Below are 22,278 nucleotides of genomic sequence, written 5' to 3'. Positions count from 1 at the left end.
CCGCCGTGGCGGGGTCAGAGCTTCAGGCCGTTGATCATCCCGGCGAGGTTGCTGGTGACCTGGCTGATCGACGGCGCGATCGAGCTGGACGCCAGGTAGAAGCCGAGCAGCGCGCAGATGATCGCGTGCGCGAGCTTCAGCCCGGAGCGGCGGATCAGCACCACCACGATGACCAGCATCAGCATGGCTGCGGAGACGGACAAAGCCATGTCGGCTCACACCCCTTCTCGGGTGCGCCACCCCCTGGGGAGGGTGACGGTGGGACCGTACGGGACTTGCGGTCGGGCGACCGGGGCCGGGACGGGCCCGACGATCACCCGCCCGACCAGTCATACCCGATGGGTAAGGGGAGCATTACATTCGGTGAGTCTCCACGCGCCGGGGTACGGAGGCACTCGTGGGGCGCATGGGCCGGTCGGAGGGGGTATGGGCGCCTTTGGGGCGCACTCGGGAACGATGCTCCGAACGAGTGATCACCAGGCGCCCGGCAGTGGGAGTACGGCATCGTAGGGTCTGGTGCCATGACCTCCCACACCCCTGCGGACACCTTCCCCCGGCAGTACGCGCGGACCCTGCGCTACACCGTCGGCGCGCCCCGCTCCTTCTCCGTCGCACCGGACGGCTCGCGGGTCGTCTTCCTGCGCTCCCGGTCGGGCGGCGACCGGGCCAACCTGCTCTGGACCCTCGACACCGCCACCGGCGAGGAGCGGATCGCCGCCGACCCGGCCGTGCTGCTCGGCGGCGGCGAGGAGGACCTCTCGCCCGCCGAGAAGGCCCGCCGCGAGCGCAGCCGCGAAGGCTCGGCCGGCATCGTCGGCTACGCCCTGGACGCGGCCGGCCGACTGGCCGCCTTCGCCCTCTCCGGCCGGCTGTTCACCGCCGACCTGGCCACCGGCGCCACCGCCGAACTGCCCGCCCAGGGCCCGCTGCTGGACCCGCGGCTCTCCCCGGACGGCAGCCACGTCGCCTACGCCAACACCGCCGGCGAACTGCGCCTCACCCGCGCCGACGGCACCGCCGACCGGGTGCTCGCCGAGCCCGACGGCCCGAACGTCACCTGGGGGCAGGCCGAGTTCATCGCCCAGGAGGAGATGAGCCGCGACCGGGGCTTCTGGTGGTCCCCCGACGGCGACCGGCTGCTGGTCGAGCGCGCCGACGACACCCCGGTGCGCCGCTGGTGGATCGCCGACCCGGCCAACCCGCAGCGCGAGCCCGCCGAGGTCGCCTACCCGGCCGCCGGCACCGCCGACGCCGAGGTCGGCCTCTGGGTGCTCGACCTGGACGGCGGCCGCACCGAGGTGGTCTGGGACCGCACGGCCTACCCGTACCTCGCCCGGGTGCACTGGTCCGCGGGCGGCGTGCCGCTGCTGCTCGTCCAGGCCCGCGACCAGCGCAGCCAGCTGATCCTCGGCCTCGACGTGGCCACCGGCGCCACCGAGGTGCTGTTCGAGGAGCGCGACGACGTCTGGCTGGAGCTGTTCCAGGGCGTCCCGTCCTGGACCCCGGACGGCAAGCTGGTCCGGATCTCCGACGAGGGCGGCGTGCGGGCGCTGGTGATCGGCGACCAGGCCGTCACCGGGGCCGACCTGCACCTGCGCTCGGTGGTCGCCGTCACCGACGCCGAGGTGCTGTTCACCGCCTCCGGCGGCGCCGCGGAGACCGACCCCGAGCCCGGCTGGATCGCCGTCGGCCGGATCAGCCACGACGGCAAGCGGCTCGGCTGGGAGTCTTCCAACGGCCGTCCGTTCACCTCCGTCACCAGCGCCGTGCACGCGGGCGGGATCACCGTGCGCGCCACCGCCGAGCCCGACCTGCCCGGCACCCTCGTCCAGGTCGCCCGCGACCTGCCCGAAGGCGTGGTCGTCGACGACGTCGCCACCATCGCCTCCTACGCCGAGACCCCGGTCATCACCGCCCGCCCGGTGTTCCGCTTCGCCGGCGAGCGCCGCATCCCGTCCGCCGTCTTCCTGCCCACCGGCTACGACCGCGAGCGGGACGGCCTGCTGCCCGTCCTGATGGACCCGTACGGCGGCCCGCACGGCCAGCGCGTCGTCCAGGCGCACAACCCGCACCTCAACTCGCAGTGGTTCGCCGACCAGGGCTTCGCCGTGGTCGTCGCCGACGGGCGCGGCACCCCCGGGCGCAACCCGGCCTGGGAGAAGTCCATCGCCTTCGACTTCGCCGGGGCCACCCTCGACGACCAGGCCGACGCGTTGCAGGCACTCGCCGAGGAGTTCCCGCTGGACCTCGGCCGGGTCGCCATCCGCGGCTGGTCGTACGGCGGCTACCTCTCCGCGCTCGCCGTGCTGCGCCGCCCCGACGTCTTCCACGCGGCCGTCGCCGGCGCCCCGGTGACCGACTGGGAGCTGTACGACACCCACTACACCGAGCGCTACCTCGGCCACCCGGCCGAGCGGCCCGAGGTGTACGCGGCCAACTCGCTGACCGGCTACGCCGCCGGGCTGGAGCGGCCGCTGATGATCATCCACGGCCTGGCGGACGACAACGTGGTCGCCGCGCACACCCTGCGGCTGTCCTCCGCGCTGCTCGCGGCCGGCCGCCCGCACACCGTGCTGCCGCTGTCCGGCGTCACGCACATGACGCCGCAGGAGGAGGTCGCGGAGAACCTGCTGCTGCTCCAGGTCGACTTCGTGAAGCGCGCGCTGGGCCTCTGACAACTGGCCTGACCTGCGGTTGTGCGGCCGGTACCCCTGACCCGGGTACCGGCCGCAGCCATGACATCCGTCATACCGAAGGCACGACGGCGGACACTGCCGCCGTACCCCGCCAGCACGGGACTCTGAGGTGGTGCGAACGACACCGATCGCGACACCGATCGCGACCACGGGCGCGACACCACCAGGAGAGAAGAGCAGGGCGATGAGCACCGAAGTGGCCGCCTTCCGCGGCGTCGGTAAGAGCTACGGGCGGGTGCGCGCCGTGGACGACCTCAACCTCGTGCTGCGCCCGGGCGAGACCGTCGCCCTGCTCGGCCCGAACGGCGCCGGCAAGTCCAGCAGCCTGGACCTGCTGCTCGGCCTGCGCCAGCCCGACCAGGGCAGCGTCACGCTGTTCGGCGGCACCCCGCGGGAGGCGATCGTGGCCGGCCGGGTCGGCGCGATGCTGCAGAGCGGCGGGCTGATGGCCGACGCCAAGGTCCGCGAGCTGGTCGAGCTCGCCCGCGCCGTGCACCCGCGCGGCCGGCCGGTCAAGGAGGTGCTGGCCGACGCCGGGATCACCGAACTGGCCGAGCGCCGGGCCGACAAGCTGTCCGGCGGCCAGGAGCAGCGGGTCCGCTTCGCACTCGCGATCGCGGGCGACAGCGACCTGATCGTGCTGGACGAGCCCACCACCGGCATGGACGTCACCGTCCGGCAGGCGTTCTGGGCGAGCATGCGGGCACAGGCCGACGCCGGGCGCACGGTGCTGTTCGCCACCCACTACCTGGAGGAGGCGGACTCGATCGCCGACCGCGTCCTCGTCCTGCACCGGGGCCGGCTGATCGCCGACGGCAGCTCCGCCGAGATCAAGGCGCGCGCCGGAGCCCGCCGAGTCGCCTTCGAACTCCACGACGTGGACGGGGAGTTCGACGAAAACGTGCTACGCCTGCTGCCGGGCGTGCAGTCCCTGGACGTCACCGCCCGGGTGCCGGGCGTGCGGACCGTCCGGATCCGCACCGCGGACGCCGACGCCAGCGTCGCCGGGCTCTACCGGGCGGGCCTGTACCCGCGCGGGCTGGAAGTCACCGGCCTCGGCCTGGAACAGGCCTTCCTGACGATCACCGGCGCGCAGGACCGGCACGAGGACGCGAAGGAGACCGTGCGATGACCACCCTGATCCGGCTGGAGATCCTGCGGACCTTCCGCAACCGGCGCTACCTGGTCTTCACCATCGCCTTCCCGGCGCTGATGTACTTCTTCTTCACCCACGCCTACGGCTCCTCCCCACTGGCCGGCGGCCTGTCGGTGAAGACCTACTTCATGGTCTCGATGGCCACCTTCGGCGCGGTCGGCGCGGTGCTCACCGGCAGCGCGCAGCGGATCTCGCTGGAGCGCAAGAGCGGCTGGGTGCGCCAACTGCGGCTCACCGCGCTGCCCGGCCGGGCGTACACCCTCGGCAAGATCGCCGCGAGCTCGGTGACCACGCTGCCGGCGATCCTGGTGGTCTTCGCGCTCGGCGCGGTCCAGGGCGTGTCGCTCGGCGCGGCGCAGTGGGCCGGTCTGGCGGCGGCGCTGTGGCTGGGCAGCTTCGTGTTCGCGGCACTCGGGGTGGCGCTCGGGTACGCGGCGGCGCCGGACTCGGTGCAGACCATCGTGATGATCACCTACATGGTGATGGCGCTGTTCGGCGGGACGTGGTTCCCGGTGAGCGGCTCGCTGGAGAAGTTCGCCCGGTTCAACCCGGTGTACCTGTACAACCAACTGGCCGCGTTCACCCGGCCCGGGCACTCCCTGGACACCGGCGCGGTCGCCGGACTGGCCGCCTTCCTCGTGGTGTTCGTCGTCGCCGCGGCGGCGCTGTACCGCCGCGACACCCGCCAGGCATGATGACCGACATGACCGAGCCGCGCCAGACCCGCCGATCCGACGAGCAGCCGGAGGCGGGTCCGGCGCGCACGTCGTTCATGACCGTCCCGGGCTCGCCGATCGAGAACAGGCGGCAACTGCTGGTCAAGGTCAGCTGGATGCTGCTGTGGACGATCTACCTGGCCTACCCGGTGGGCAACCTCCTGCACGGCGGGCACGGGACGGCCGCCCGGGTGTTCGGCTGGCTCTGCCTGGCGGTCTTCGTCGGCGGCTACATCCTGCTGGTGATCTTCCGCTCGATGGTCGGGATGCGGCCCCGGGCCTGTCGGCTGATCGTCGCGACGATGGTCGTGCTCGCGACCGTGTCGGCCTTCGTCCTCGGCGAGTCCTTCCTGACCCTCTTCACCTACGCCTCGGTGTGCGTCGCCGTGGTCCTGCCGGTGCGCTACGCGCTGCCCGGCGTCGCCGCCATGGCCGTGCTCACCGCCACCGTCGGCGTGCTGAGCCACGCCGGCGGCGACACCATCCCCACCCTGGCCCTCACCTCCTTCCTCGCCGGCGCCGCGATGACCGGCATGCAGCGGCTGGTCGCCACCATGAAGGAGCTGCGCGAGGCCCGCGCCGCCGTCGCCCACCTGGCCGCGTCCGAGGAACGGCTGCGCCTCTCCCGCGACCTGCACGACCTGCTCGGGCACTCGCTGTCGCTGATCACGCTGAAGAGCGAACTGGCCGGGCGGTTCATGGACGCCGGCAAGGACGAGGCGGCGCGGGCGCAGGTCGCCGACATCGAGCAGGTCGCCCGGCAGTCGCTGATCGACGTCCGGGAGGCGGTGACCGGCTTCCGCCGCCCCACCCTGCCGGTCGAACTCGCCGCCGCCCGCACCGCGCTGGCCGCCGCACAGGTCCGGCTGGAGGCCGCGCCGGAACTGGCCGACACCTGGCCGGGGCTCGCCGACGAGGAGGCGGGCGCGCTGGCTTGGGCCCTGCGCGAGGCCGTCACCAACATCGTCCGGCACGGCGAGGGCGCCACCGTCTGCACCGTCACGGCCGACGAGAGCTGGGAGGGCGGCGGCGAGCGCTACGCCGTCCTGGAGATCGCCGACAACGGGCGCGGACCGGGCAAGTCCCAGCCGGGCAACGGGATTTCGGGCCTGGAGGAGCGGTTGGCCCTGGTCGGCGGGCGGCTGGAGGCCGGGCCGGGCGAGCGGGGCCGGGGCTTCCGGCTCCGGGCCCTCGTCCCGCTGCGGACGGTCACCGCGCCGGCCGGCACGGAACCCGGCCGGTCGGGTTGACCGTCCTCCCCGGCATGGCTACCGCACTCATCCTCGGCTTCGACCCGCACACCGTCCCCGGCATGGACGGCGACGGCCTGCGGGCCGTTCTCGACGCCGAACTCGCCCGCTTCGCCGACCACGGCATCGACGCGGCGATGGCCCTGGTCGCTCCCGACGAGACGGCCGGGCCCGCGATCACCGCCGCCCTCGCCGGCCGGGACTGGGACGTCGTCGTCATCGGCGGCGGCATCCGCAAGCCCGAACCCGCCCTGCCCTTCTTCGAGCTCGTCGTCAACCTCGTCCGCCGCCACGCCCCGCAGGCCGCCATCGCCTTCAACACCAGTGGCTCCGACAGTGTCGAGGCCGCCCAGCGCTGGCTCTGACCCGCATCCGGAGTGGGAAGTCGGCCGGGCCGACTTCCTACTCCGAGGGCCGGCCGTCGGTGAGGGAGCGGCTGAACCGGAGGCCGGGGCGGTCGTCGAGGGTGAGTTCGGCGACGACCGTGAAGCCGTTGCGGGTGAGGACGGCTTGGGAGGCGAGGTTGTCGAGGGTGGTGACGGCGGTCAGCGACGTGAGGGCGTAGTCCGAGGAGGCCAGCCGGCAGAGGTGGGCGACGGCGGTGGTGGCGACGCCCCGGCCGACCGCGTGTTCGCCGACGCGGTAGCCGAGTTCGGCGGTGCCGTCGGCGATGTCGACGAGGTTGACGCGGCCGAGGACGGCGCCGGCCGCGTCGAGGACGACGTGGAACCGGCAGACACCGGAGTCCTGTTCGGCGAGCAGGGCGGCGTGGCGGGCCGGGAACTCGGCGAAGTAGGCGTCGCCGCGGTCCGGAACGGTCCGCGCGAACCAGGCGCGGTTGGCGCGCTCGAAGGCCAGCAGGGCGTCGGCGTGGTCCGGGCGGAGGCGCTCCAGGTTCAGCATGCGGCCAGTCTGGCCCGCAGGGCTTCGGCGAGCCAGGCGAATACCGCCCGCAGCCTCTCCGGCGCCCCTCTAAGGTCGTGGGCATGAGCGACATTCAGAACGGGGCCCTGATCCGCGTGCTGCTCGCCGAGGACCAGGGGATGGTCCGGGAGGCGCTGGCGGCGCTGCTCGGGCTGGAGGGGGACATCGACGTCGTCGCGCAGGTGGGGCGCGGGGACGAGGTGGTGGCGGCGGTGCTGGCGCACGAGGTGCAGGTGGCTGTGCTGGACATCGAGATGCCGGGGATGACGGGTATCGAGGCGGCCGCCGAGCTGCGCCGGAACGCGCCGGGGACGAGGGTGGTGATCGCGACGACCTTCGGTCGGCCGGGGTACCTGCGGCGGGCGATGGAGTCGGGGGCGGACGCGTTCCTGGTGAAGGACGCGCCGGCCTCGGAGCTGGCGGAGGCGATCCGCCGGGTGCTGCGCGGGGAGCGGGTGATCGATCCGGTGCTGGCGGCGGCCGCGCTGGCGGAGGGGGCGAACCCGCTGACGGCGCGCGAGCGGGACGTGCTGGGCGCGGCGGCGGACGGGGCGGTGAACGCGGACATCGCGCGGCGGCTGCACCTGTCGGAGGGGACGGTCCGCAACTACCTGTCGATGGCGATCCAGAAGACCGAGGCCCGCAACCGCACCGAGGCGGTGCGGATCGCCCGGGAGAAGGGCTGGCTCTGAGCGCGCCCCCGGCCGGCTCCGAGCGCGCCCCCAGCCAGCTCCGAGCGCGTTCTCGGGCGGTCGTCAGTTGAGCCGGTGCCGGGCGGCCCGGGCCTCCTGGCGGACCTTGGCGGCGGTGTCGGGGTCGAAGGTGTCGAGGATCTGCGCGAAGGCGTCCATCTCGGCCGAGCCGCCGAGGAAGTCGCCGGTGCGGACGAGGAGTTCGGCGCGTTCGAGGCGGAGCTGGGCGGGGTGGCGGGGCAGTAGGAGGGCGAGTTCGGTGGCCCAGAGCTGGGTGCGGGCGTGTTCGGGGCGGTCGGCGGCCCAGGCGCGGATGTTGCCGAGCACGCGCAGCACGAGGTCGAGCGGCTGGGCGGGGGTGAGCAGGTCGGGGCTGAACTCCTGCCCGGCGCCGCGGACCAGGCGTTCGGCGTCGTCCGGGTCGAGCAGCCGCCCGCCGTGGAAGGGGTCGGCGAGCACGTACTCGTCGCCGCCGGCCGGGCCGCCGACGGCGACGATGACGTGGCCGGGCAGCGCGATGCCGTGGACGGCGAGCCCGGCCCGCCGCCCGACCGCCATCCACACCAGGGACAGCATGATCGGCAGTCCGCGCCGCCGCCGCAGCACGTCGGGCAGCAGCGAGGATTCGAGCCGCCGGTAGTCGGACTGCCGCCCGTGGAAGCGTTCCCGCCCGCCGAGGACGGCGGCGAGCAGGGCGGCGGTCTCCTCCGGGCCGGCGGGGGCGCGTTCGGCGACGGCGAGCCGGACGGCGCTCGCGTGCCGGTCGAGGGCGGCCTCGCAGGCGGCGAGCAGGGCGTCCACGCTGGGCGGTTCCCCGGGGTCGTCCGGGTCGAGGACCGGGCCGTGTTCGGCGGCGGCGAGCAGGCAGAGCAGCACCGGGTCGGGATGCTCGGCGCGGGCGGCGGTCCGGAAGCGGTCTCTGCTCTGCTCGGTCACGGTGACGGCGACGGCTTTCGTACGGCGGGCGGGCAAAGGCGGGCGAGGAGCGGCGGGCGGGCGGGCGGGGCGGCGGTGCGGGCGGGCGGTGCTACCCCTGGGGGAGAAGGGCGTAGTGGTAAGTGTGACTGGTCGTGAAGCCGAGTCCGTCATAGAGCGCGATCGCCCCGGTGTTGTCCGCCTCGACCTGGAGGTACCCGCCGGTCGCCCCCTCCTCGGCGGCCCGGGCGGCGAGCACCGCCATGACGGTCGTGGCCAGCCCGGCCCGCCGGGCGTACGGCGCGACCTCGATCGCGCCGAAGCAGGCCCAGGGCCCGTCGATGACGCAGCGTCCGATCGCCAGCGGCGGCTGTCCGGGGGCGCCCGGCGCGGTGGCGAACCAGACCGACGGCCCGCCGTGCAGCACCTGCCGGGCGGCCTGCTCCAGCGCCTCGTCCTCGCCGACCCGGCGGTAGAGCGAGAGCCAGGCCGGGTCGGCGGTGCGGGCGAGCCGGACCCGCTCGGGCCCGGAGCCGACCCGGGCGAGCCCGGCCAGCGGGGCGGTGCGCACCAGGGTGGGCGCGTAGCCGGCTCCCAGCCGGTCGAGCTCGGCCCGCAGCTCGTCCGGCGAGCCCGGGGTGATCACCTCGACGTACGCGGGAAGGCCGCGCGCCGCGTACCAGCGGCGGACGGCGGCGAGCGCGTCGGGCAGCGGCAGTCCGGGGTCGCCGAGCGCCTGGACGGAGTTGGCGCGCCGGGTGAACCCGGCCGAGGCGCGCAGCGTCCACGCGCCGAGCGGCTCCTGTTCGACGGCGGGCCAGCCGCGGGCCGCGATCCGCTGGAGCTCGACGGGCGTGGCGGCGGGCAGCGGCGCGCGCCGGGCCGGGAAGAGCGGCACGACCTTGCCCGCGACCAGCAGCTTCTCGGCGAAGGAGACGGGGTCGCCGGTCCGCGGGGCGACCGTCAGTCCATGATCGTCCCACGATGTGAGCACGCCGATCGAATCCCGGAACACCGGACGGTCGTCCACGAACCCCGAGAGGCGGCGGACGGACACGCGTCGTCCCACGTCAGAGCGATCTATCCGGACCTCCGGACGGTCCTGGGCCGGGCCGCCTGCCGTCATCTGGGCACCTCCTGTGCATTTGCGGTCTCCGACCCGCGATACTAGGGGCGGGCATCGACGACGCCGCGCTCACCGCGCACGCGAGCAGAACAGAACGGGCCGCCACGGCCCTTCCGAGGAGGAACGACAGCGTGACCTACGTCATCGCGCAGCCTTGTGTCGACGTGAAGGACAAGGCGTGCATCGAAGAGTGCCCGGTTGACTGCATCTACGAGGGCGAGCGATCGCTCTACATCCACCCGGATGAGTGTGTCGACTGTGGCGCTTGCGAGCCGGTCTGCCCGGTCGAGGCGATCTTCTACGAGGACGACACCCCGGAGGAGTGGAAGGACTACTACAAGGCGAACGTCGAGTTCTTCGACGATCTGGGTTCGCCCGGTGGCGCCTCGAAGCTGGGTCTGATCGAGCGCGACCACCCCTTCATCGCCGCTCTGCCGCCGCAGAACGCCGACCACTGACGATCGGTGGCATCTGAGCTGTGAACACCAACAGCACGCGCGCGCCGTTCCCGGGTCACCCGGGGGCGGCGCGCCGCGTTTCCGACCTCCTGCCGGTCTTCCCCTGGGACAAGCTGGAGCCGTACAAGGCGACCGCGCTGGCCCACCCGGGCGGTCTCTGCGACTTCTCGGTGGGCACCCCGGTGGACCCGGTCCCCGAGGTGATCCAGAAGGCGCTGGCCGCCGCCACCGACACGCCGGGCTACCCGACGGTGTGGGGCCCGGTGGAGCTGCGCGAGGCGATCGCCGGCTGGCTGCACCGCCGCTGCGGCGCCGAGATCGGCCCGCAGGCCGTGCTGCCGACCGTCGGCTCCAAGGAGCTGGTGGCCTGGCTGCCGACCCAGCTCGGCCTCGGCCCGGGCGACCAGGTCGCCTACCCGCGGCTGGCCTACCCGACGTACGAGGTGGGCGCGCGGCTGTGCGGCGCGGAGCCGGTCGAGTACGACTCGGTGGACGAGCTGGACGGTTCGCGGGTGCGCCTGCTCTGGGTGAACTCGCCGTCCAACCCGACCGGCCGGGTGCTCGGCGGGGACGAGCTGCGCCGGGCGGTCGCCTGGGCCCGGGAGCACGGGGCGCTGCTGGTCAGCGACGAGTGCTACCTGGAGCTGGGCTGGTCCGCCGAGCCGGTCTCGGTCCTGCACCCGGACGTCTGCGGTGAGGGCCACGAGGGCCTGCTGGCCGTCCACTCGCTCTCCAAGCGCTCCAACCTGGCCGGCTACCGCGCCTCCTTCGTGGCGGGTGACCCGGTGGTGGTCAGGGAGCTGCTGGAGGTCCGCAAGCACGGCGGCATGATCGTGCCGGCGCCGGTCCAGGCGGCGACGATCGCGGCGCTGTCGGACGACGCGCACGTGGCGGAGCAGCGGGAGCGGTACGCGGCCCGGCGCTCGGCGCTGCGGGCGGCGCTGGAGGCGTACGGCTTCCGGGTCGAGCACTCGCAGGCGAGCCTCTACCTGTGGGTGACGCAGGACCGCCCGTGCTGGGAGACCGTGGCCGAGCTGGCCGCACTGGGCATCCTGGTGGCGCCCGGTGACTTCTACGGGCCGGCCGGCGAGCGCTTCGTCCGGGTCGCGTTCACCGCGACCGACGAGCGGGTGGCCGCGGCCGTGGAGCGGCTGAACGCGGCCCGCTGACCGACGCCGAAGGGGCCGGTGTTCCGAACGGAACACCGGCCCCTTCGCCGTACCCGGGGCGGGTTACAGCGGCAGGCCGCTGATGCTGCCGCCGTTCACGCCGCCCAGCAGGCCGCCGATCGGGCCGAGCGCGCCGGTGAGGCCGGACAGCGGGTTGTTCGGGCCGAGGTCGGCGCCGCCGAGGCGGTTGGCCGAGCCGTGCTCGGCCAGGCCCAGGACGTCGGTGGCGGGCAGGGCGGGCAGCGCGCGTGCGACGGAGCCGAGCGGCAGCGCGTCGGTGACGGCGTTGGTGCCGGGGACGGCGCCGGCGAGCTTGTCGGCGCCGGGCAGGCCCTTGGCGATGGAGCCGGTCTGGGCGAGCCCGCCGACCGGGCTGGCCGCGGCGCTGCGGGTGCCGACGCCCTTGCCGGTGACGGCCTCGCCGAGCTTGCCGGCCAGTGCGGAGGCGACCTTCGGGGTGACGGCGGAGAGCTGGCCGGTGGTGGCGGCGGTCTGGTCGACCGGGGCGGTCAGCGAGCTGGCCTTCTCGTTCGCCTCGGGGAGCTGGTGGGCGACGATGTTGCCGGCGGCGTCGGCGGAGGCCGGTACGCCCGCGGCGACGGTGGCGGCGCCGGTGCTGCCGGCGGCCTGGCCCAGTTGGTGGGTGGTGTGCTGGAGGGTGGAACCGGTGTCGGTGTTGGTCAGCTGGCCCAGCGGCGCGACCAGGTCGCTCTTGGGCAGCAGGGCGTCGCCGCCCAGGGCGGACGCGGAGCCGGCCGCGACCAGCGGGGTCGCGCCGGCCGCCACGAGCAGCGCGGCGCTGGCGATCCGTCGCGTGAGGGGGTGAGACATGGGGCTCCTCGGAGGGTCTGGGTCCGTCACGTCCGCCGGGCGGACTGACGGTGTTACCGCTTGAGGAGCCAGAAGGTTTCGGCCTGGATCAGGAAAGTGTCTGACCGACCATCGGATCGTAGGACCGGCGTGACGGTGCCTGGCGGGCCCGTACGGCCCCCGTGGACCCGGCCCCGGGCAAGGGGAGTGACGGTTCTCCAGCGGGGCCGCCACGGCGGGCTCCCGGTCCACCGCGGTTGACCGGGTTCACCCGTCCGGCGGCCACCCGAACGTCGGTTCGTCAGCCCTTGTCGGACGTGGCGAGGGTGACCTGAACGAGCTTGGTCGACGTCCCGGAGGTCTGCGACTGCCAGCCGTCCTCCGACTTGGCCTTGCGCCAGATCTTCCCGTCGTAGGCGACCGTCGCGATGCCCAGCTGCTGGGCCTGGGCGACCGCCCAGTGGGCGACCTCCCAGCCGCTCGCCCGCTCGGCGGTGATCCCGCCGTCGGCTCCGTCGGCCGAGGAGGTCAGCGCGGCGGCGGACGGGTCCGGGGTGAGCGAGACCGCGTTCTCGGCGCCCTTGATGGTCGAGGCGTACCCGGTGGCCGGGGTCACGGTGCGGCCGAACTCGCGGCGCACCCGGTCGGACAGCACCTGGGCCCGGTCCGCGGCGGTGGGCTGGGAGGCGGCCGGGGAGACGGAGGCACTCGCCGTGGGGGAGGACGAGTCGGCCGGATCCGGCTTGGCGTAATCGCGCACCACGCAGGAGAACGAACCGGGCTCCCGGCCGGCCAGCGCCGAGGTGAGCAGCGTCGCCTTGGTCTCGTGCTTGGCGTACGCCTGCGGGTAGCCGCTCTTCTGCACGGCCTGGGCCGCGTCGGTCAGCGGCAGCCGGGTGTAGCCGGGCACCTTGACCAGGCCGTCCAGGAACTTGTTGGTCGCGTAGACCGGGTCCCCGATCTGCTGCGCCGTGCCCCAGCCCATCGAGGGCCGCTGCTGGAAGAGGCCGATCGAGTCCCGGTCGCCGCCCGCGAGGTTGCGCAGCTTGGACTCCTGCATCGCGGTGGCCAGCGAGATCGCCGTCGCCCGGTCCGGCAGTCCGCGCGAGCGCGCCACCGCGGCGATCGTCGCGGCGTTGGCCGCCTGCGGGAGCTCCAGCGTGCCGCTGCCGGCCGCGGTCTTCACCGTGCAGCCCTCGGGCTCGCCCTGCTTGAAGCCGAACCACCAGATGCCGACCACGGCCAGTCCCGCGACCAGCGCGAGGCCGAGCAGGCCGACGATCACGAGCAACAGCGCGCGCAGTGGACCGCGGCGGGGGGGCGCCAACTCCTCGCCCAGCTCCTCGCCGCTCTTTCTCCTGGCCACCGTCGCCCCTCTCGCGCCTTGCTTCTTGATCCGACACCGTACCCACTCGGACGGGTGTGCGGCGCCACCCGGTTGCGGTTACCCGCCCGCTCGCTCCGGGGCGGGCCGCCGCGTCCCGCGTCACGCAAGCGCCACGCGGGGCGCACACCCCGCGGACTAGGCTGGCGCCATGAGCAGCCCGAACCCGACGCCCCTGGACCTCACCCTCGACGGCGGCGCGCTGACCGCCCGGCTCGTCGACTTCCCGTCGGTGAGCGGCGACGAGCAGGCGCTCGCCGACGCCGTGGAGACCGCGCTGCGCGGCTACCCGCACCTGACCGTGGACCGGTACGGCAACAACGTGGTCGCCCGCACCACCCTCGGCCGCCCCGAGCGCGTCCTGCTCGCCGGCCACCTGGACACCGTGCCGATCGCCGACAACGTGCCCTCCCACGTCGAGGGGGACCTGCTCTACGGCTGCGGCACCTCGGACATGAAGTCCGGCGTCGCCGTCCAGCTGCGGCTCGCCGCCACCCTGACCGAGCCCAACCGCGACCTCACCTTCGTGTTCTACGACTGCGAGGAGGTGGAGGCCCACCGCAACGGCCTCGGCCACCTCGCCAGGGAGCACCCGGACTGGCTGACCGCCGACTTCGCGGTGCTGATGGAGCCGAGCGGCGCGGTCGTCGAGGGCGGCTGCCAGGGCACCCTGCGGGCGCAGATCCGGCTCACCGGCGTGCGCGCGCACGCGGCCCGCAGCTGGCTCGGCGACAACGCCATCCACCACGCCGCCGAGGTGCTCACCCGGCTCGCGGACTACCGGCCGCGCCGGGTGGAGATCGACGGACTGGAGTACCGGGAGGGCCTGAACGCCGTCCGGATCGACGGCGGCGTGGCCGGCAACGTCATCCCGGACGAGTGCGTCGTGACGGTCAACTTCCGCTACGCGCCGGACCGCAGCGAGGCGGAGGCGGAGAAGCACGTGCGCGAGGTCTTCGACGGCTTCGAGCTGACCGTCACCGACTTCGCCCCGGGCGCGCTGCCCGGGCTCGCCCAGCCGGCCGCCCAGGCCTTCCTGGAGGCCACCGGCGGCCAGGCCCGGGCCAAGTTCGGCTGGACCGACGTCGCCCGGTTCAGCGCGCTGGGCGTTCCGGCGGTCAACTACGGCCCCGGTGACCCGAACCTCGCGCACAAGCGGGAGGAGCACTGCTCGCTGAGCGCCATCGCGGAGACCGAGGACCGGCTGAGGACCTGGCTGACCAGCTGAGGTGCCGCTCCGATGATCGGCCGGTCCGACCGGCCGATCATCGGCTGAGCGCCATCTTCCGGTCGCCCAACCGACCTTCCCCTGTTGCCTGAAAACCGGGATCACCGGACGTAGGGTTTCGTCATGACAGGCACAGGAGACGAGAAGCACTACGGACACGGCCCCGAGCAGGTCGGCGTGCCGCGGAAGAAGAAGGCCTGGCCCGAGAAGCAGAAGGGCCCGGTGCTGGTGCGCCGGGACCAGGTCGGCACGAGCACCACGGACCAGCGGCTGCTGGACACCACCGGCCCGACCGACTGGCTGCACACCGATCCGTGGCGGGTGCTGCGGATCACCTCCGAGTTCGTCGAGGGCTTCGGCGCCCTCGCCGAACTCCCGCCCGCGATCAGCGTCTTCGGCTCCGCCCGGACCCCGGCCGACTCGCCCGAGTACGAGGCCGGCGTGGCCATCGGCCGGGCCCTCGCCGAGGCCGGCTACGCGGTGATCACCGGCGGCGGCCCGGGTGCCATGGAGGCCGCCAACCGCGGCGCCTCCGAGGCTGGCGGCCTCAGCGTCGGCCTCGGCATCGAGCTGCCCTTCGAGCAGGGCCTCAACGAGTTCGTCGACCTCGGGCTGAACTTCCGTTACTTCTTCGTCCGCAAGACGATGTTCGTGAAGTACGCCCAGGGCTTCGTGGTCCTGCCCGGCGGGCTCGGCACGCTGGACGAGCTGTTCGAGGCGCTCACCCTGGTGCAGACGAAGAAGGTCACCCGCTTCCCGGTGATCCTCTTCGGCAGCGCGTACTGGGGCGGCCTCTACGAGTGGCTGAAGAACACCCTGGTCGCGCAGGGCAAGGCGGCCCCGCACGACCTGGAGCTGTTCCACATCACCGACGAGATCGACGAGGTCATGAAGATCCTCGCCGACACCCGCCGGCCGACCAACCAGATCTAGGTCCTGGGCCCTCCGGGCCGCCTACGCCAGCCCCCGGCGGGCGACCGCCGGGGGGCGGGTGCCCCGGATCGAGGCGACCATGTCCAGCACCTGGCGGGTCTCCGCGACCTGGTGGACCCGGTAGACCTGTGCGCCCAGCCAGGCCGAGACCGCGGTGGTGGCCAGGGTGCCGAGCAGCCGCTCGTTCACCGGCCGGTCCAGCGTTTCGCCGACGAAGTCCTTGTTGGACAGCGAGACCAGCACCGGGAAGCCGGTCGCGGTCATCTCCGGCAGCCGCCGGGTGGCCTCCAGCGAGTGCCGGGTGTTCTTGCCGAAGTCGTGCCCCGGGTCGATGATCACCGCGTCCCGCCGCACGCCCAGCTCCACCGCCCGCTCGGCCAGCCCGACGGTCACCCGCAGGATGTCCGCCATCACGTCCTGGTAGCCGACCCGGTGCGGCCGGGTGCGCGGCTCGGCGCCGCCCGCGTGCGTGCAGACCAGCCCGACGTCGTGGCGCGCGGCCACCTCGGCGAGCTTCGGGTCCACCCCGCCCCAGGCGTCGTTCAGCAGGTCGGCGCCCACCTCGCAGACCGCCTCGCCGACCTCGTGCCGCCAGGTGTCGACGCTGATCACGGCCTCCGGGTGGCGCTTGCGCAACTCGGCCACGAAGGGCACGGTGCGCCGCAGCTCCTCCTCCACCGTGACCTCGTCACCGGGCCCGGCCTTCACCCCGCCGATGTCCAGGATCGCCGCGCCCTCAGCCATCGCGCGGTCGGCGGCGGCGAACGCGGCCTCGTCCGCGAAGGTCGCCCCCTTGTCGAAGAACGAGTCCGGCGTCCGGTTGACGATCGCCATGATCACCAGCTCGTCGTCACCGAATTCCCGCGGTCCCAGGCGCAGTGCCACCGATGTCTCCTCCACAGCTGCTGCGGGTGCGATGATGGCCCCCGGCCTCACAGGGACCATGCTGTCATGATCAGTTTGGTCGGGGGCACTTCGCAGCAGGCCGGCCGGGAGTTCGGGAGGACAGCTCGTGTTCTGGGTGATCGTGGTCGCCATGGCCGTGGTGGTCGGCGGCGCCGCGCTGGTGGCGCTCGGCGGGGGCGGCTCGATGCCGGAGGCGGTGCAGGACCGCCTCGCGGCCCGGCTGCCGCAGGACCGTCCGCTGAGCAAGGCGGACGTCGACGACCTGCGGCTGCCGATGGCCGTCCGCGGCTACCGGATGGACGAGGTCGACGACGTCCTGGACCGCCTCGGCGCCGAACTCGCCTACCGCGACTCGCGGATCGCCGAACTGGAGGCCGCCGGCCACCTGCGCGGCGCGGTCGAGGCGACCGACGGCCCGGACGCCGGCGCCGAACCGCTGCCCGGCCTGGAGGAGTTCGCGAAGGTGGTCGAGCCGGCCGTCGCGCTCACCAAGGAGCGGCCCGAGCAGGAGCGGCCCGAGGACGCGAAACCGGTGAACGACCGGTGACCGCCCTCACCGAGGGCGCGGTGCTCGGCGCGGACGGCCTGCGCCGCTGCGCCTGGGGCGAGTCGACCGACGACTACCGGGCGTACCACGACACCGAGTGGGGCCGTCCGGTGCACGGCGACGACGCCCTGTTCGAGCGGGTCTGCCTGGAGGCGTTCCAGTCCGGGCTGTCCTGGCTGACCATCCTGCGCCGCCGGGAGGGCTTCCGGGCCGCGTTCGCCGGCTTCGGAATCGCCGAGGTCGCCGAGTTCGGCGAGGCGGACGTGGAGCGGCTGCTCGCCGACACCGGCATCATCCGCAACCGGGCCAAGATCCAGGCCGCCATCGCCAACGCCAGGGTCGCCCGCGACCTGGACGGCGGGCTGGACGCGCTGATCTGGCAGTTCGCCGCAGCCCCGGACCGGCCGGCCCCCCGCACGATGGGGGAGGTGCCGGCCGTCACGCCCGAGTCGACCGCGCTCGCGAAGGCCCTGAAGAAGGAGGGTTTCCGCTTCGTCGGCCCGACCACCGCCTACGCCCTGATGCAGGCCTGCGGCCTGGTCGACGACCACCTGGCGGACTGCCACGTCCGCACCGCGCGCCCGGTCTGACCGGTCGGGCAGAAAGCCCTAGCGGCCCAGGTACTGCGGCTTCTCCTTGGCGATGAAGGCGCGGACCGCGATCCGGTGGTCCTCGCTCTCGCCGGCCAGGGTCTGCAGCTCGTCCTCCTTGTCGAGCAGTTCGTCCAGCGAGTGCGAGGCGCCGTACGCCAGCGACTCCTTGATGGCGCCGTAGGCCACCGTGGGGCCTGCGGCCAGCTCCTGGGCGAAGGCCCGCGCGGTGGCGGCGAGCTCCTCGGCCGGCACCACCCTGGTGGCCAGGCCCAGCTCCAGCGCCTCGGCGGCCTTGACCGTCCGGGGCAGCATCAGCAGCTCCGTGGCCCTGGCGTGCCCGACCAGCCGGGGCAGCGTCCAGGAGGCGCCCGAGTCGGCGGTCAGGGCGATCCCGGCGAAGGCGGTGTTGAAGCCGGCCCGGTCGGAGAGGACCCGGAAGTCGCAGGCGAAGGCCAGCGAGGCGCCCGCGCCGGCCGCCACCCCGCCGACCGCGGCGACGGTCGGCTTGCGCATCCCGGCCAGCGCCCGCACCAGCGGGTTGTAGTGCTCGGCGACGGTGCGCAGCGCGCCCTCGCCGGTCTCGTCGGCCCGCTTCAGCATCGTCAGGTGCTCGTTCAGGTCCTGCCCGACGCAGAACGCGCGCTCGCCGGCCCCGGTCAGCAGCACCGCCCGCGCCGCCGGGTCCGCGGCCGCGGCGGCCACGGCGTCCCGCAGTGCGATCTTGGTCGCTACGTCGAGGGCGTTCATCGCCTCCGGGCGGTTGATGGTGATGACGGCCAGGCCGCCGTCCAGCTCGTACAGCACGGAATCGGACATGGGCGAGGGCTCCCCGGTGGTCGGCTCGGTGTCGGTCGAGTGCCAGGATGCCGGAGCGGACGGCCGGGTGGGGAGTGTGAGGTATCGCACCTTTCGACGGCCCGCGCACCGCCGCCACGCCGGGGCTTATGACGGCAATTGCGGCGCTTGGGGGCGGTCCGGCCGATGTTGCACCGAGAGTGATGTTGGTCATCAGCCCGTGGCATGCGGGATAATGGCTTCCGATCAATGCGTTCGATACCGGCGGTGGACGGACTGCCGGTGCGTAGCTGAGCGGTTGCAGGAAGGGGAACGAGCATGGCGGCCATGAAGCCGCGGACGGGTGACGGCCCGCTCGAAGTCACCAAAGAGGGACGGGGCATCATCATGCGCGTTCCGCTCGAAGGCGGCGGACGCCTTGTGGTGGAGCTCACACCTGACGAGGCCGACGCCCTCGGCGAGGCCCTGAAGAAGGCCTGCGGCTGACCGCAGCGGGTGCTCGTCATCTCCTGGAGATGTGCTGCCGGGCCCGGGTACGACGTCATGTCGGCCCGGGCCCCGCGGCGTTTGGGGCCCTGCGGCGTTCAAGGGCCCGGCGCGTCAGGCGCCCGGCGGCCGCGGCCTGAGGCGGCGGGACCGCCACCTGACGGTCCCACTGCCTGACGGCCCTGCCGCTCGACGGTCCTACCGTTTGATGGCGCAGAGCAGCCCGTCCGAGACCGGCAGCAGCGCCGGCAGCAGCGCCTCGCTCTCCCGGACGTCCCGGACCAGGTCGCGCACCGCGCCCGTCTGGGGGTCCTGCAGCTCCGGCTCGGCCAGCCGGCCCTCCTGGAACACCCCCTCGAAGCAGACCATCCCGCCCGGCCGCAGCAGCCGCAGCGACTCCAGCAGGTACTCCCGGGACTCGGCCGGGTCGCCGTCGCAGAACACCAGGTCGTACTGGCCGTCGGCGAGCCGGGGCAGCACCTCCAGCGCCCGGCCCGGTATGAACCGCGAGCGGTTGGCCGCGAACCCGGCCGCGTGGTACGCCTCGCGGGCCAGCTGCTGGCGCACCGGTTCGGAGTCCACCGTGGTGAGCACGCCGTCCGGCCGCATGCCTCGCAGCAGGTAGACCCCGGAGACGCCCGTCCCGGTGCCGATCTCGGCCACCGCCTTGGCGTCCAGTGCCGCGGCCAGCAGCCGCAGGCACGCCCCGCCGCTGGGCCCGATCGCCCGTATCCCGGTGCGCGCGGACTGCGCCCGGGCGTAGGTCAGCACCGCGTCCTCGCCGACGTAGGTGTCGGCGAGGGCCACACGCTCGGGCCCGAACTCGCTGATGGCTGCCTCTTTCGGAGCCCCGGGTTACGGCCCGGTGCCGAGGGAAGTCGATATTTCCTGGCACAGATTACTGGCCGACCGGGAACCGCGTACGGCGGCGGGCCGTTGTCACGAAGGACCGGGTACGGGAGACCTCCCGGGCACTTTTATCCGGGCTTGACGGGTGAGGTGGATATGGTGGTGGCCCTGCTGGGCAGAAGAGCCGACCGAGGAGGTGTGGCCGAGGGCGACGTCCCCGTGCGGCGGCACTCCCGCTGCACCGCGTCGGCCCGTACGCCGAAGCCCGTGATGAACCAGCCTGCGCACTCCGACCTGGACCAGCCCGCCGCCGCAACGCCGGCCGCCGGTACCACCGAGGCCCCCGCCCTCGCGACCTTCACCGAGGGCCCCGACGCGCAGACCTGGACTCCGCCCTCCTGGGAGGAGATCGTCGAGGCGCACAGCGCCCGGGTCTACCGCCTCGCGTACCGCCTGACGGGCAACCAGCACGACGCCGAGGACCTCACCCAGGAGGTCTTCGTCCGGGTGTTCCGTTCGCTGTCCACCTACACCCCCGGCACGTTCGAGGGCTGGCTGCACCGGATCACCACCAACCTGTTCCTGGACATGGTCCGCCGCCGCCAGCGCATCCGCTTCGACGCGCTCGGCGAGGACGCGGCCGAGCGGCTCGCCTCCCGCGAGCCCAGCCCGGCCCAGCACTTCAGCGACACCCACTTCGACGCCGACGTGCAGCACGCCCTGGACACCCTCGCCCCGGAGTTCCGCGCCGCCGTGGTGCTCTGCGACATCGAGGGACTGTCCTACGAGGAGATCGCCGCCACGCTGGGCGTCAAGCTCGGCACCGTCCGCAGCCGCATCCACCGTGGCCGCTCGCACCTGCGCGCCGCGCTCAAGCACCGTGCCCCCGGCTCGGCCCCCGGGCGCGAGCGCCGCGGCGGCTCGGAGGAGCCGGTGCCGGTCGGCGCCGCCGTCGAGGGCGCGCTCGCGCCGGGTGTGCGCGGACGGAGGCGATCGTGAGCGGAACCGGCCGGTCCGGGCCGGGCCAGCCGGACCCGTCCGGCCGGTCGGCGGCCAGGCGGGGCTGGGCCCTGCCCGGCCGCCGCGGCGGCGACGAACCGGGCGAGCCCGTCCTGCCCGCGCTCCCGCTGCCGGGCGAGACGGCGTTGCGCGCGGTGCCGGTGCGCCCCGCCGAGCCGGCCGCCGAGGAGCACCACCTCGGTGAGCGCCTCTCCGCGTTCCTGGACGGCGAACTCGGCCACGACTCGCGCGATCGCGTCCAGGCCCACCTGGCGACCTGCCCGCAGTGCCTCGCCGAGGTCGACGCGGGCCGGGCCGTCAAGCACCTGCTGACCCGCACCGGCACCCCCGGCCCGTCCTCCGGCCTGATGGCCCGGCTGATGGCCGTCGGGGCCCTGCCGGCGGACGATCCGGCGGACGCCGACTGGCCCGTCGGGCGCGGCAGCCGCGGTGACGACGACGACCTGCCCGGCGGCGGGGTCGCGGCCGGCGGCACGCTCGGCGGCAGCCGGCTCACCGGCGGCTCCTTCGGCCGCGGCGCCGGCGCCTCCTTCGGCACGGGCGCGCTCGGCGCCGACACCCCGGTGCCCGGGGTCGACCCGCGGGCGTTCGGGCGCGGCAGCGCGGTGCTGCGGCCCCTGATGGGCCGGCGCAACGGCCGCCCCGAGGCCGCGGCCCGCCCCGAGAGCCCCGCCCGGCCCCGCCCGGCCGCCGCCTCCGTACGCTCCGCCGCGCCGCGCGGGCGCCGCTTCGTCTTCGCTGCCGCGGGCGCCTTCTCGGTCGCCGCGGTCACGCTCGGCGGGGTCGGCGGCCTCAGCGCGCAGAGCGAGGACCAGCACGGCAACCCGGTCAGCACGGTCGGCAACAGCGGCGGCACGGGCCGCGGCGGGGGCCTGGTCCCGATGACCGCGCAGATCCCGGTGGACTTCCCGGCCCACCCCGTCGCCGCGACCCGCGACGCGACGCCGCCGCCGGCCGCGGAGCGAAACTCGGGCGGCCTGCCCGCACTGCGCCAGCAGACCCGCTAGGCCCTGTCCGGGCCTGGAGCGCCGCTCGCGCCCCGGTCGCGACGATCTCGGCCATCGGCAGGTCTTTACCACGGCTTCATCGCAGCGTGGACCATGGACCCGCCGATGGCCATTACCCTGTAGGGACCGTCGTCCGACGAGCTAGGGAGCTTAGGTGTTCAGCGATGTAGGCGGGCTGGAGATCCTGACCCTGGCCGTGATGGCGATCATCATCTTCGGCCCCGACAAGCTCCCGAAGTTGATCCAGGACACCATGGGCTTCATCCGGAAGGTCCGTTCCTTCGCCGACAACGCGAAGGAGGACATCCGCAGCGAGCTGGGCCCCGAGTTCAAGGACTTCGAGTTCGAGGACCTGAACCCCAAGACCTTCGTCCGCAAGCAGCTCCTGGGCGACGAAGAGGACCCGCTGGGCCTCAAGGAGATGAAGGACTCGCTCGACATCCGCTCCGTCCTGGACGACAAGCCGGCGGCGCCGGTGAACGGCCGCAACGGCAGCGTGAGCTTCGAGAAGGCCGCCGCCCCGGTGGCGGCCTCCACCGGGGCGCCGTTGCAGCCCGGCGAGCGGCCCCCGTTCGACCCCGACGCGACCTGACCGGCCCCCGGTCACGCCCCGTACGA

At 73.9% G+C, this 22,278-nt stretch carries 25 protein-coding genes; 16 read left to right on the top strand and 9 right to left on the bottom strand.

What is annotated here, in order from left to right:
- Positions 1–14: 14 nt before the first annotated feature.
- Positions 15–209: a DUF2304 family protein gene (locus A6F73_RS13025; protein WP_063347949.1), complete on the bottom strand. Its 195-nt coding sequence runs from the start codon at positions 207–209 to the stop codon at positions 15–17.
- 312 nt (positions 210–521) lie between these two features.
- Between A6F73_RS13025 and A6F73_RS13020 the strand changes: the two genes are divergently transcribed.
- The 5 genes from A6F73_RS13020 (at position 522) to A6F73_RS13000 (ending at position 6,183) form a co-directional block, all read left to right on the top strand.
- Complete coding sequence (locus A6F73_RS13020) at positions 522–2,675, top strand: prolyl oligopeptidase family serine peptidase (RefSeq protein WP_063347948.1); 2,154 nt, start codon at positions 522–524, stop codon at positions 2,673–2,675.
- Positions 2,676–2,880: 205 nt separating this feature from the next.
- Positions 2,881–3,828, top strand: coding sequence for an ABC transporter ATP-binding protein (locus tag A6F73_RS13015; protein WP_063347947.1), 948 nt, complete (start codon positions 2,881–2,883; stop codon positions 3,826–3,828).
- Positions 3,825–4,547: an ABC transporter permease gene (locus tag A6F73_RS13010; protein WP_063347946.1), complete on the top strand. Its 723-nt coding sequence runs from the start codon at positions 3,825–3,827 to the stop codon at positions 4,545–4,547. The genes A6F73_RS13015 and A6F73_RS13010 overlap by 4 nt, the downstream gene beginning before the upstream one ends.
- Positions 4,548–4,555: 8 nt before the next feature.
- On the top strand, positions 4,556–5,818 hold the full coding sequence (locus A6F73_RS13005) for a histidine kinase (RefSeq protein WP_244293378.1): 1,263 nt from the start codon (positions 4,556–4,558) through the stop codon (positions 5,816–5,818).
- A gap of 14 nt (positions 5,819–5,832) precedes the next feature.
- The gene (locus tag A6F73_RS13000; RefSeq protein WP_063347945.1) at positions 5,833–6,183 is read left to right on the top strand and encodes a hypothetical protein; all 351 of its coding nucleotides are present in this window, start codon (positions 5,833–5,835) and stop codon (positions 6,181–6,183) included.
- Between the two features lie 37 nt (positions 6,184–6,220).
- Here the strand turns inward: A6F73_RS13000 and A6F73_RS12995 are convergent, their stop codons facing one another.
- Entirely contained in the window at positions 6,221–6,721 is a 501-nt protein-coding gene (locus A6F73_RS12995) for a GNAT family N-acetyltransferase (protein ID WP_063347944.1), read from the bottom strand.
- Positions 6,722–6,804: 83 nt separating this feature from the next.
- Between A6F73_RS12995 and A6F73_RS12990 the strand changes: the two genes are divergently transcribed.
- The gene (locus A6F73_RS12990; RefSeq protein WP_063347943.1) at positions 6,805–7,434 is read left to right on the top strand and encodes a response regulator transcription factor; all 630 of its coding nucleotides are present in this window, start codon (positions 6,805–6,807) and stop codon (positions 7,432–7,434) included.
- A gap of 63 nt (positions 7,435–7,497) precedes the next feature.
- Here the strand turns inward: A6F73_RS12990 and A6F73_RS12985 are convergent, their stop codons facing one another.
- Both A6F73_RS12985 and A6F73_RS12980 read right to left on the bottom strand, forming a co-directional pair.
- Positions 7,498–8,370 carry a transglutaminase-like domain-containing protein gene (locus A6F73_RS12985; RefSeq protein ID WP_063347942.1) on the bottom strand — a complete coding sequence of 291 codons (873 nt, stop codon included), beginning with the start codon at positions 8,368–8,370 and terminating at the stop codon, positions 7,498–7,500.
- 91 nt (positions 8,371–8,461) lie between these two features.
- The gene (locus tag A6F73_RS12980; RefSeq protein ID WP_079135644.1) at positions 8,462–9,475 is read right to left on the bottom strand and encodes a GNAT family N-acetyltransferase; all 1,014 of its coding nucleotides are present in this window, start codon (positions 9,473–9,475) and stop codon (positions 8,462–8,464) included.
- 131 nt (positions 9,476–9,606) lie between these two features.
- Here A6F73_RS12980 and fdxA point away from each other — a divergent pair, with 131 nt between their 5' ends.
- Together fdxA and dapC are read left to right on the top strand one after the other, a co-directional pair.
- Positions 9,607–9,933, top strand: coding sequence for a ferredoxin (gene fdxA, locus A6F73_RS12975; protein ID WP_030061559.1), 327 nt, complete (start codon positions 9,607–9,609; stop codon positions 9,931–9,933).
- 20 nt (positions 9,934–9,953) lie between these two features.
- Positions 9,954–11,102 (top strand): succinyldiaminopimelate transaminase, encoded by a 1,149-nt coding sequence (gene dapC, locus A6F73_RS12970; protein ID WP_063347940.1) that lies wholly within the window; start codon positions 9,954–9,956, stop codon positions 11,100–11,102.
- A 63-nt stretch (positions 11,103–11,165) separates the two neighbouring features.
- Here the strand turns inward: dapC and A6F73_RS12965 are convergent, their stop codons facing one another.
- Both A6F73_RS12965 and A6F73_RS12960 read right to left on the bottom strand, forming a co-directional pair.
- A complete protein-coding gene (locus A6F73_RS12965) occupies positions 11,166–11,933 on the bottom strand; it encodes a hypothetical protein (protein ID WP_063347939.1) in 768 nt (255 codons plus the stop codon).
- A 280-nt stretch (positions 11,934–12,213) separates the two neighbouring features.
- Positions 12,214–13,278: a hypothetical protein gene (locus A6F73_RS12960; RefSeq protein WP_159398441.1), complete on the bottom strand. Its 1,065-nt coding sequence runs from the start codon at positions 13,276–13,278 to the stop codon at positions 12,214–12,216.
- 169 nt (positions 13,279–13,447) lie between these two features.
- On the opposite strand from A6F73_RS12960, the gene dapE reads away from it, so the two are divergent.
- Both dapE and A6F73_RS12950 read left to right on the top strand, forming a co-directional pair.
- On the top strand, positions 13,448–14,524 hold the full coding sequence (gene dapE, locus A6F73_RS12955; RefSeq protein ID WP_063347938.1) for a succinyl-diaminopimelate desuccinylase: 1,077 nt from the start codon (positions 13,448–13,450) through the stop codon (positions 14,522–14,524).
- Positions 14,525–14,647: 123 nt separating this feature from the next.
- Complete coding sequence (locus tag A6F73_RS12950) at positions 14,648–15,457, top strand: TIGR00730 family Rossman fold protein (RefSeq protein ID WP_063347937.1); 810 nt, start codon at positions 14,648–14,650, stop codon at positions 15,455–15,457.
- A gap of 21 nt (positions 15,458–15,478) precedes the next feature.
- Here A6F73_RS12950 and folP read toward each other — a convergent pair whose 3' ends face one another.
- On the bottom strand, positions 15,479–16,291 hold the full coding sequence (folP, locus tag A6F73_RS12945; RefSeq protein ID WP_063351161.1) for a dihydropteroate synthase: 813 nt from the start codon (positions 16,289–16,291) through the stop codon (positions 15,479–15,481).
- Between the two features lie 178 nt (positions 16,292–16,469).
- Between folP and A6F73_RS12940 the strand changes: the two genes are divergently transcribed.
- Positions 16,470–16,910, top strand: coding sequence for a DivIVA domain-containing protein (locus A6F73_RS12940; protein ID WP_063347936.1), 441 nt, complete (start codon positions 16,470–16,472; stop codon positions 16,908–16,910).
- Complete coding sequence (locus A6F73_RS12935) at positions 16,907–17,500, top strand: DNA-3-methyladenine glycosylase I (RefSeq protein ID WP_063347935.1); 594 nt, start codon at positions 16,907–16,909, stop codon at positions 17,498–17,500. The genes A6F73_RS12940 and A6F73_RS12935 overlap by 4 nt, the downstream gene beginning before the upstream one ends.
- 18 nt (positions 17,501–17,518) lie before the next feature.
- Here the strand turns inward: A6F73_RS12935 and A6F73_RS12930 are convergent, their stop codons facing one another.
- On the bottom strand, positions 17,519–18,319 hold the full coding sequence (locus A6F73_RS12930; protein ID WP_063347934.1) for an enoyl-CoA hydratase-related protein: 801 nt from the start codon (positions 18,317–18,319) through the stop codon (positions 17,519–17,521).
- 297 nt (positions 18,320–18,616) lie between these two features.
- Here A6F73_RS12930 and A6F73_RS39295 point away from each other — a divergent pair, with 297 nt between their 5' ends.
- Positions 18,617–18,784: a DUF3117 domain-containing protein gene (locus tag A6F73_RS39295; protein ID WP_014137929.1), complete on the top strand. Its 168-nt coding sequence runs from the start codon at positions 18,617–18,619 to the stop codon at positions 18,782–18,784.
- A gap of 198 nt (positions 18,785–18,982) precedes the next feature.
- Here A6F73_RS39295 and A6F73_RS12925 read toward each other — a convergent pair whose 3' ends face one another.
- On the bottom strand, positions 18,983–19,591 hold the full coding sequence (locus A6F73_RS12925; RefSeq protein ID WP_244293377.1) for a class I SAM-dependent methyltransferase: 609 nt from the start codon (positions 19,589–19,591) through the stop codon (positions 18,983–18,985).
- A 198-nt stretch (positions 19,592–19,789) separates the two neighbouring features.
- Between A6F73_RS12925 and sigE the strand changes: the two genes are divergently transcribed.
- The 3 genes from sigE to A6F73_RS12910 all read left to right on the top strand — a co-directional run bounded on the left by sigE (position 19,790) and on the right by A6F73_RS12910 (position 22,252).
- Positions 19,790–20,632, top strand: coding sequence for an RNA polymerase sigma factor SigE (sigE, locus tag A6F73_RS12920; protein WP_244293621.1), 843 nt, complete (start codon positions 19,790–19,792; stop codon positions 20,630–20,632).
- Entirely contained in the window at positions 20,629–21,660 is a 1,032-nt protein-coding gene (locus A6F73_RS12915) for a zf-HC2 domain-containing protein (protein ID WP_063347932.1), read from the top strand. Before sigE ends, A6F73_RS12915 begins: the two co-directional genes overlap by 4 nt.
- A gap of 154 nt (positions 21,661–21,814) precedes the next feature.
- Complete coding sequence (locus A6F73_RS12910) at positions 21,815–22,252, top strand: sec-independent translocase (protein ID WP_063347931.1); 438 nt, start codon at positions 21,815–21,817, stop codon at positions 22,250–22,252.
- Positions 22,253–22,278 lie beyond the last annotated feature (26 nt).

The sequence above is a fragment of the Streptomyces sp. MJM8645 genome (genome assembly GCF_001625365.1).
GTDB lineage: Bacteria > Actinomycetota > Actinomycetes > Streptomycetales > Streptomycetaceae > Kitasatospora.
The sequence above is the reverse complement of the archived record's forward strand: the minus strand, read 5'-3'. Positions and strand labels throughout refer to the sequence as shown.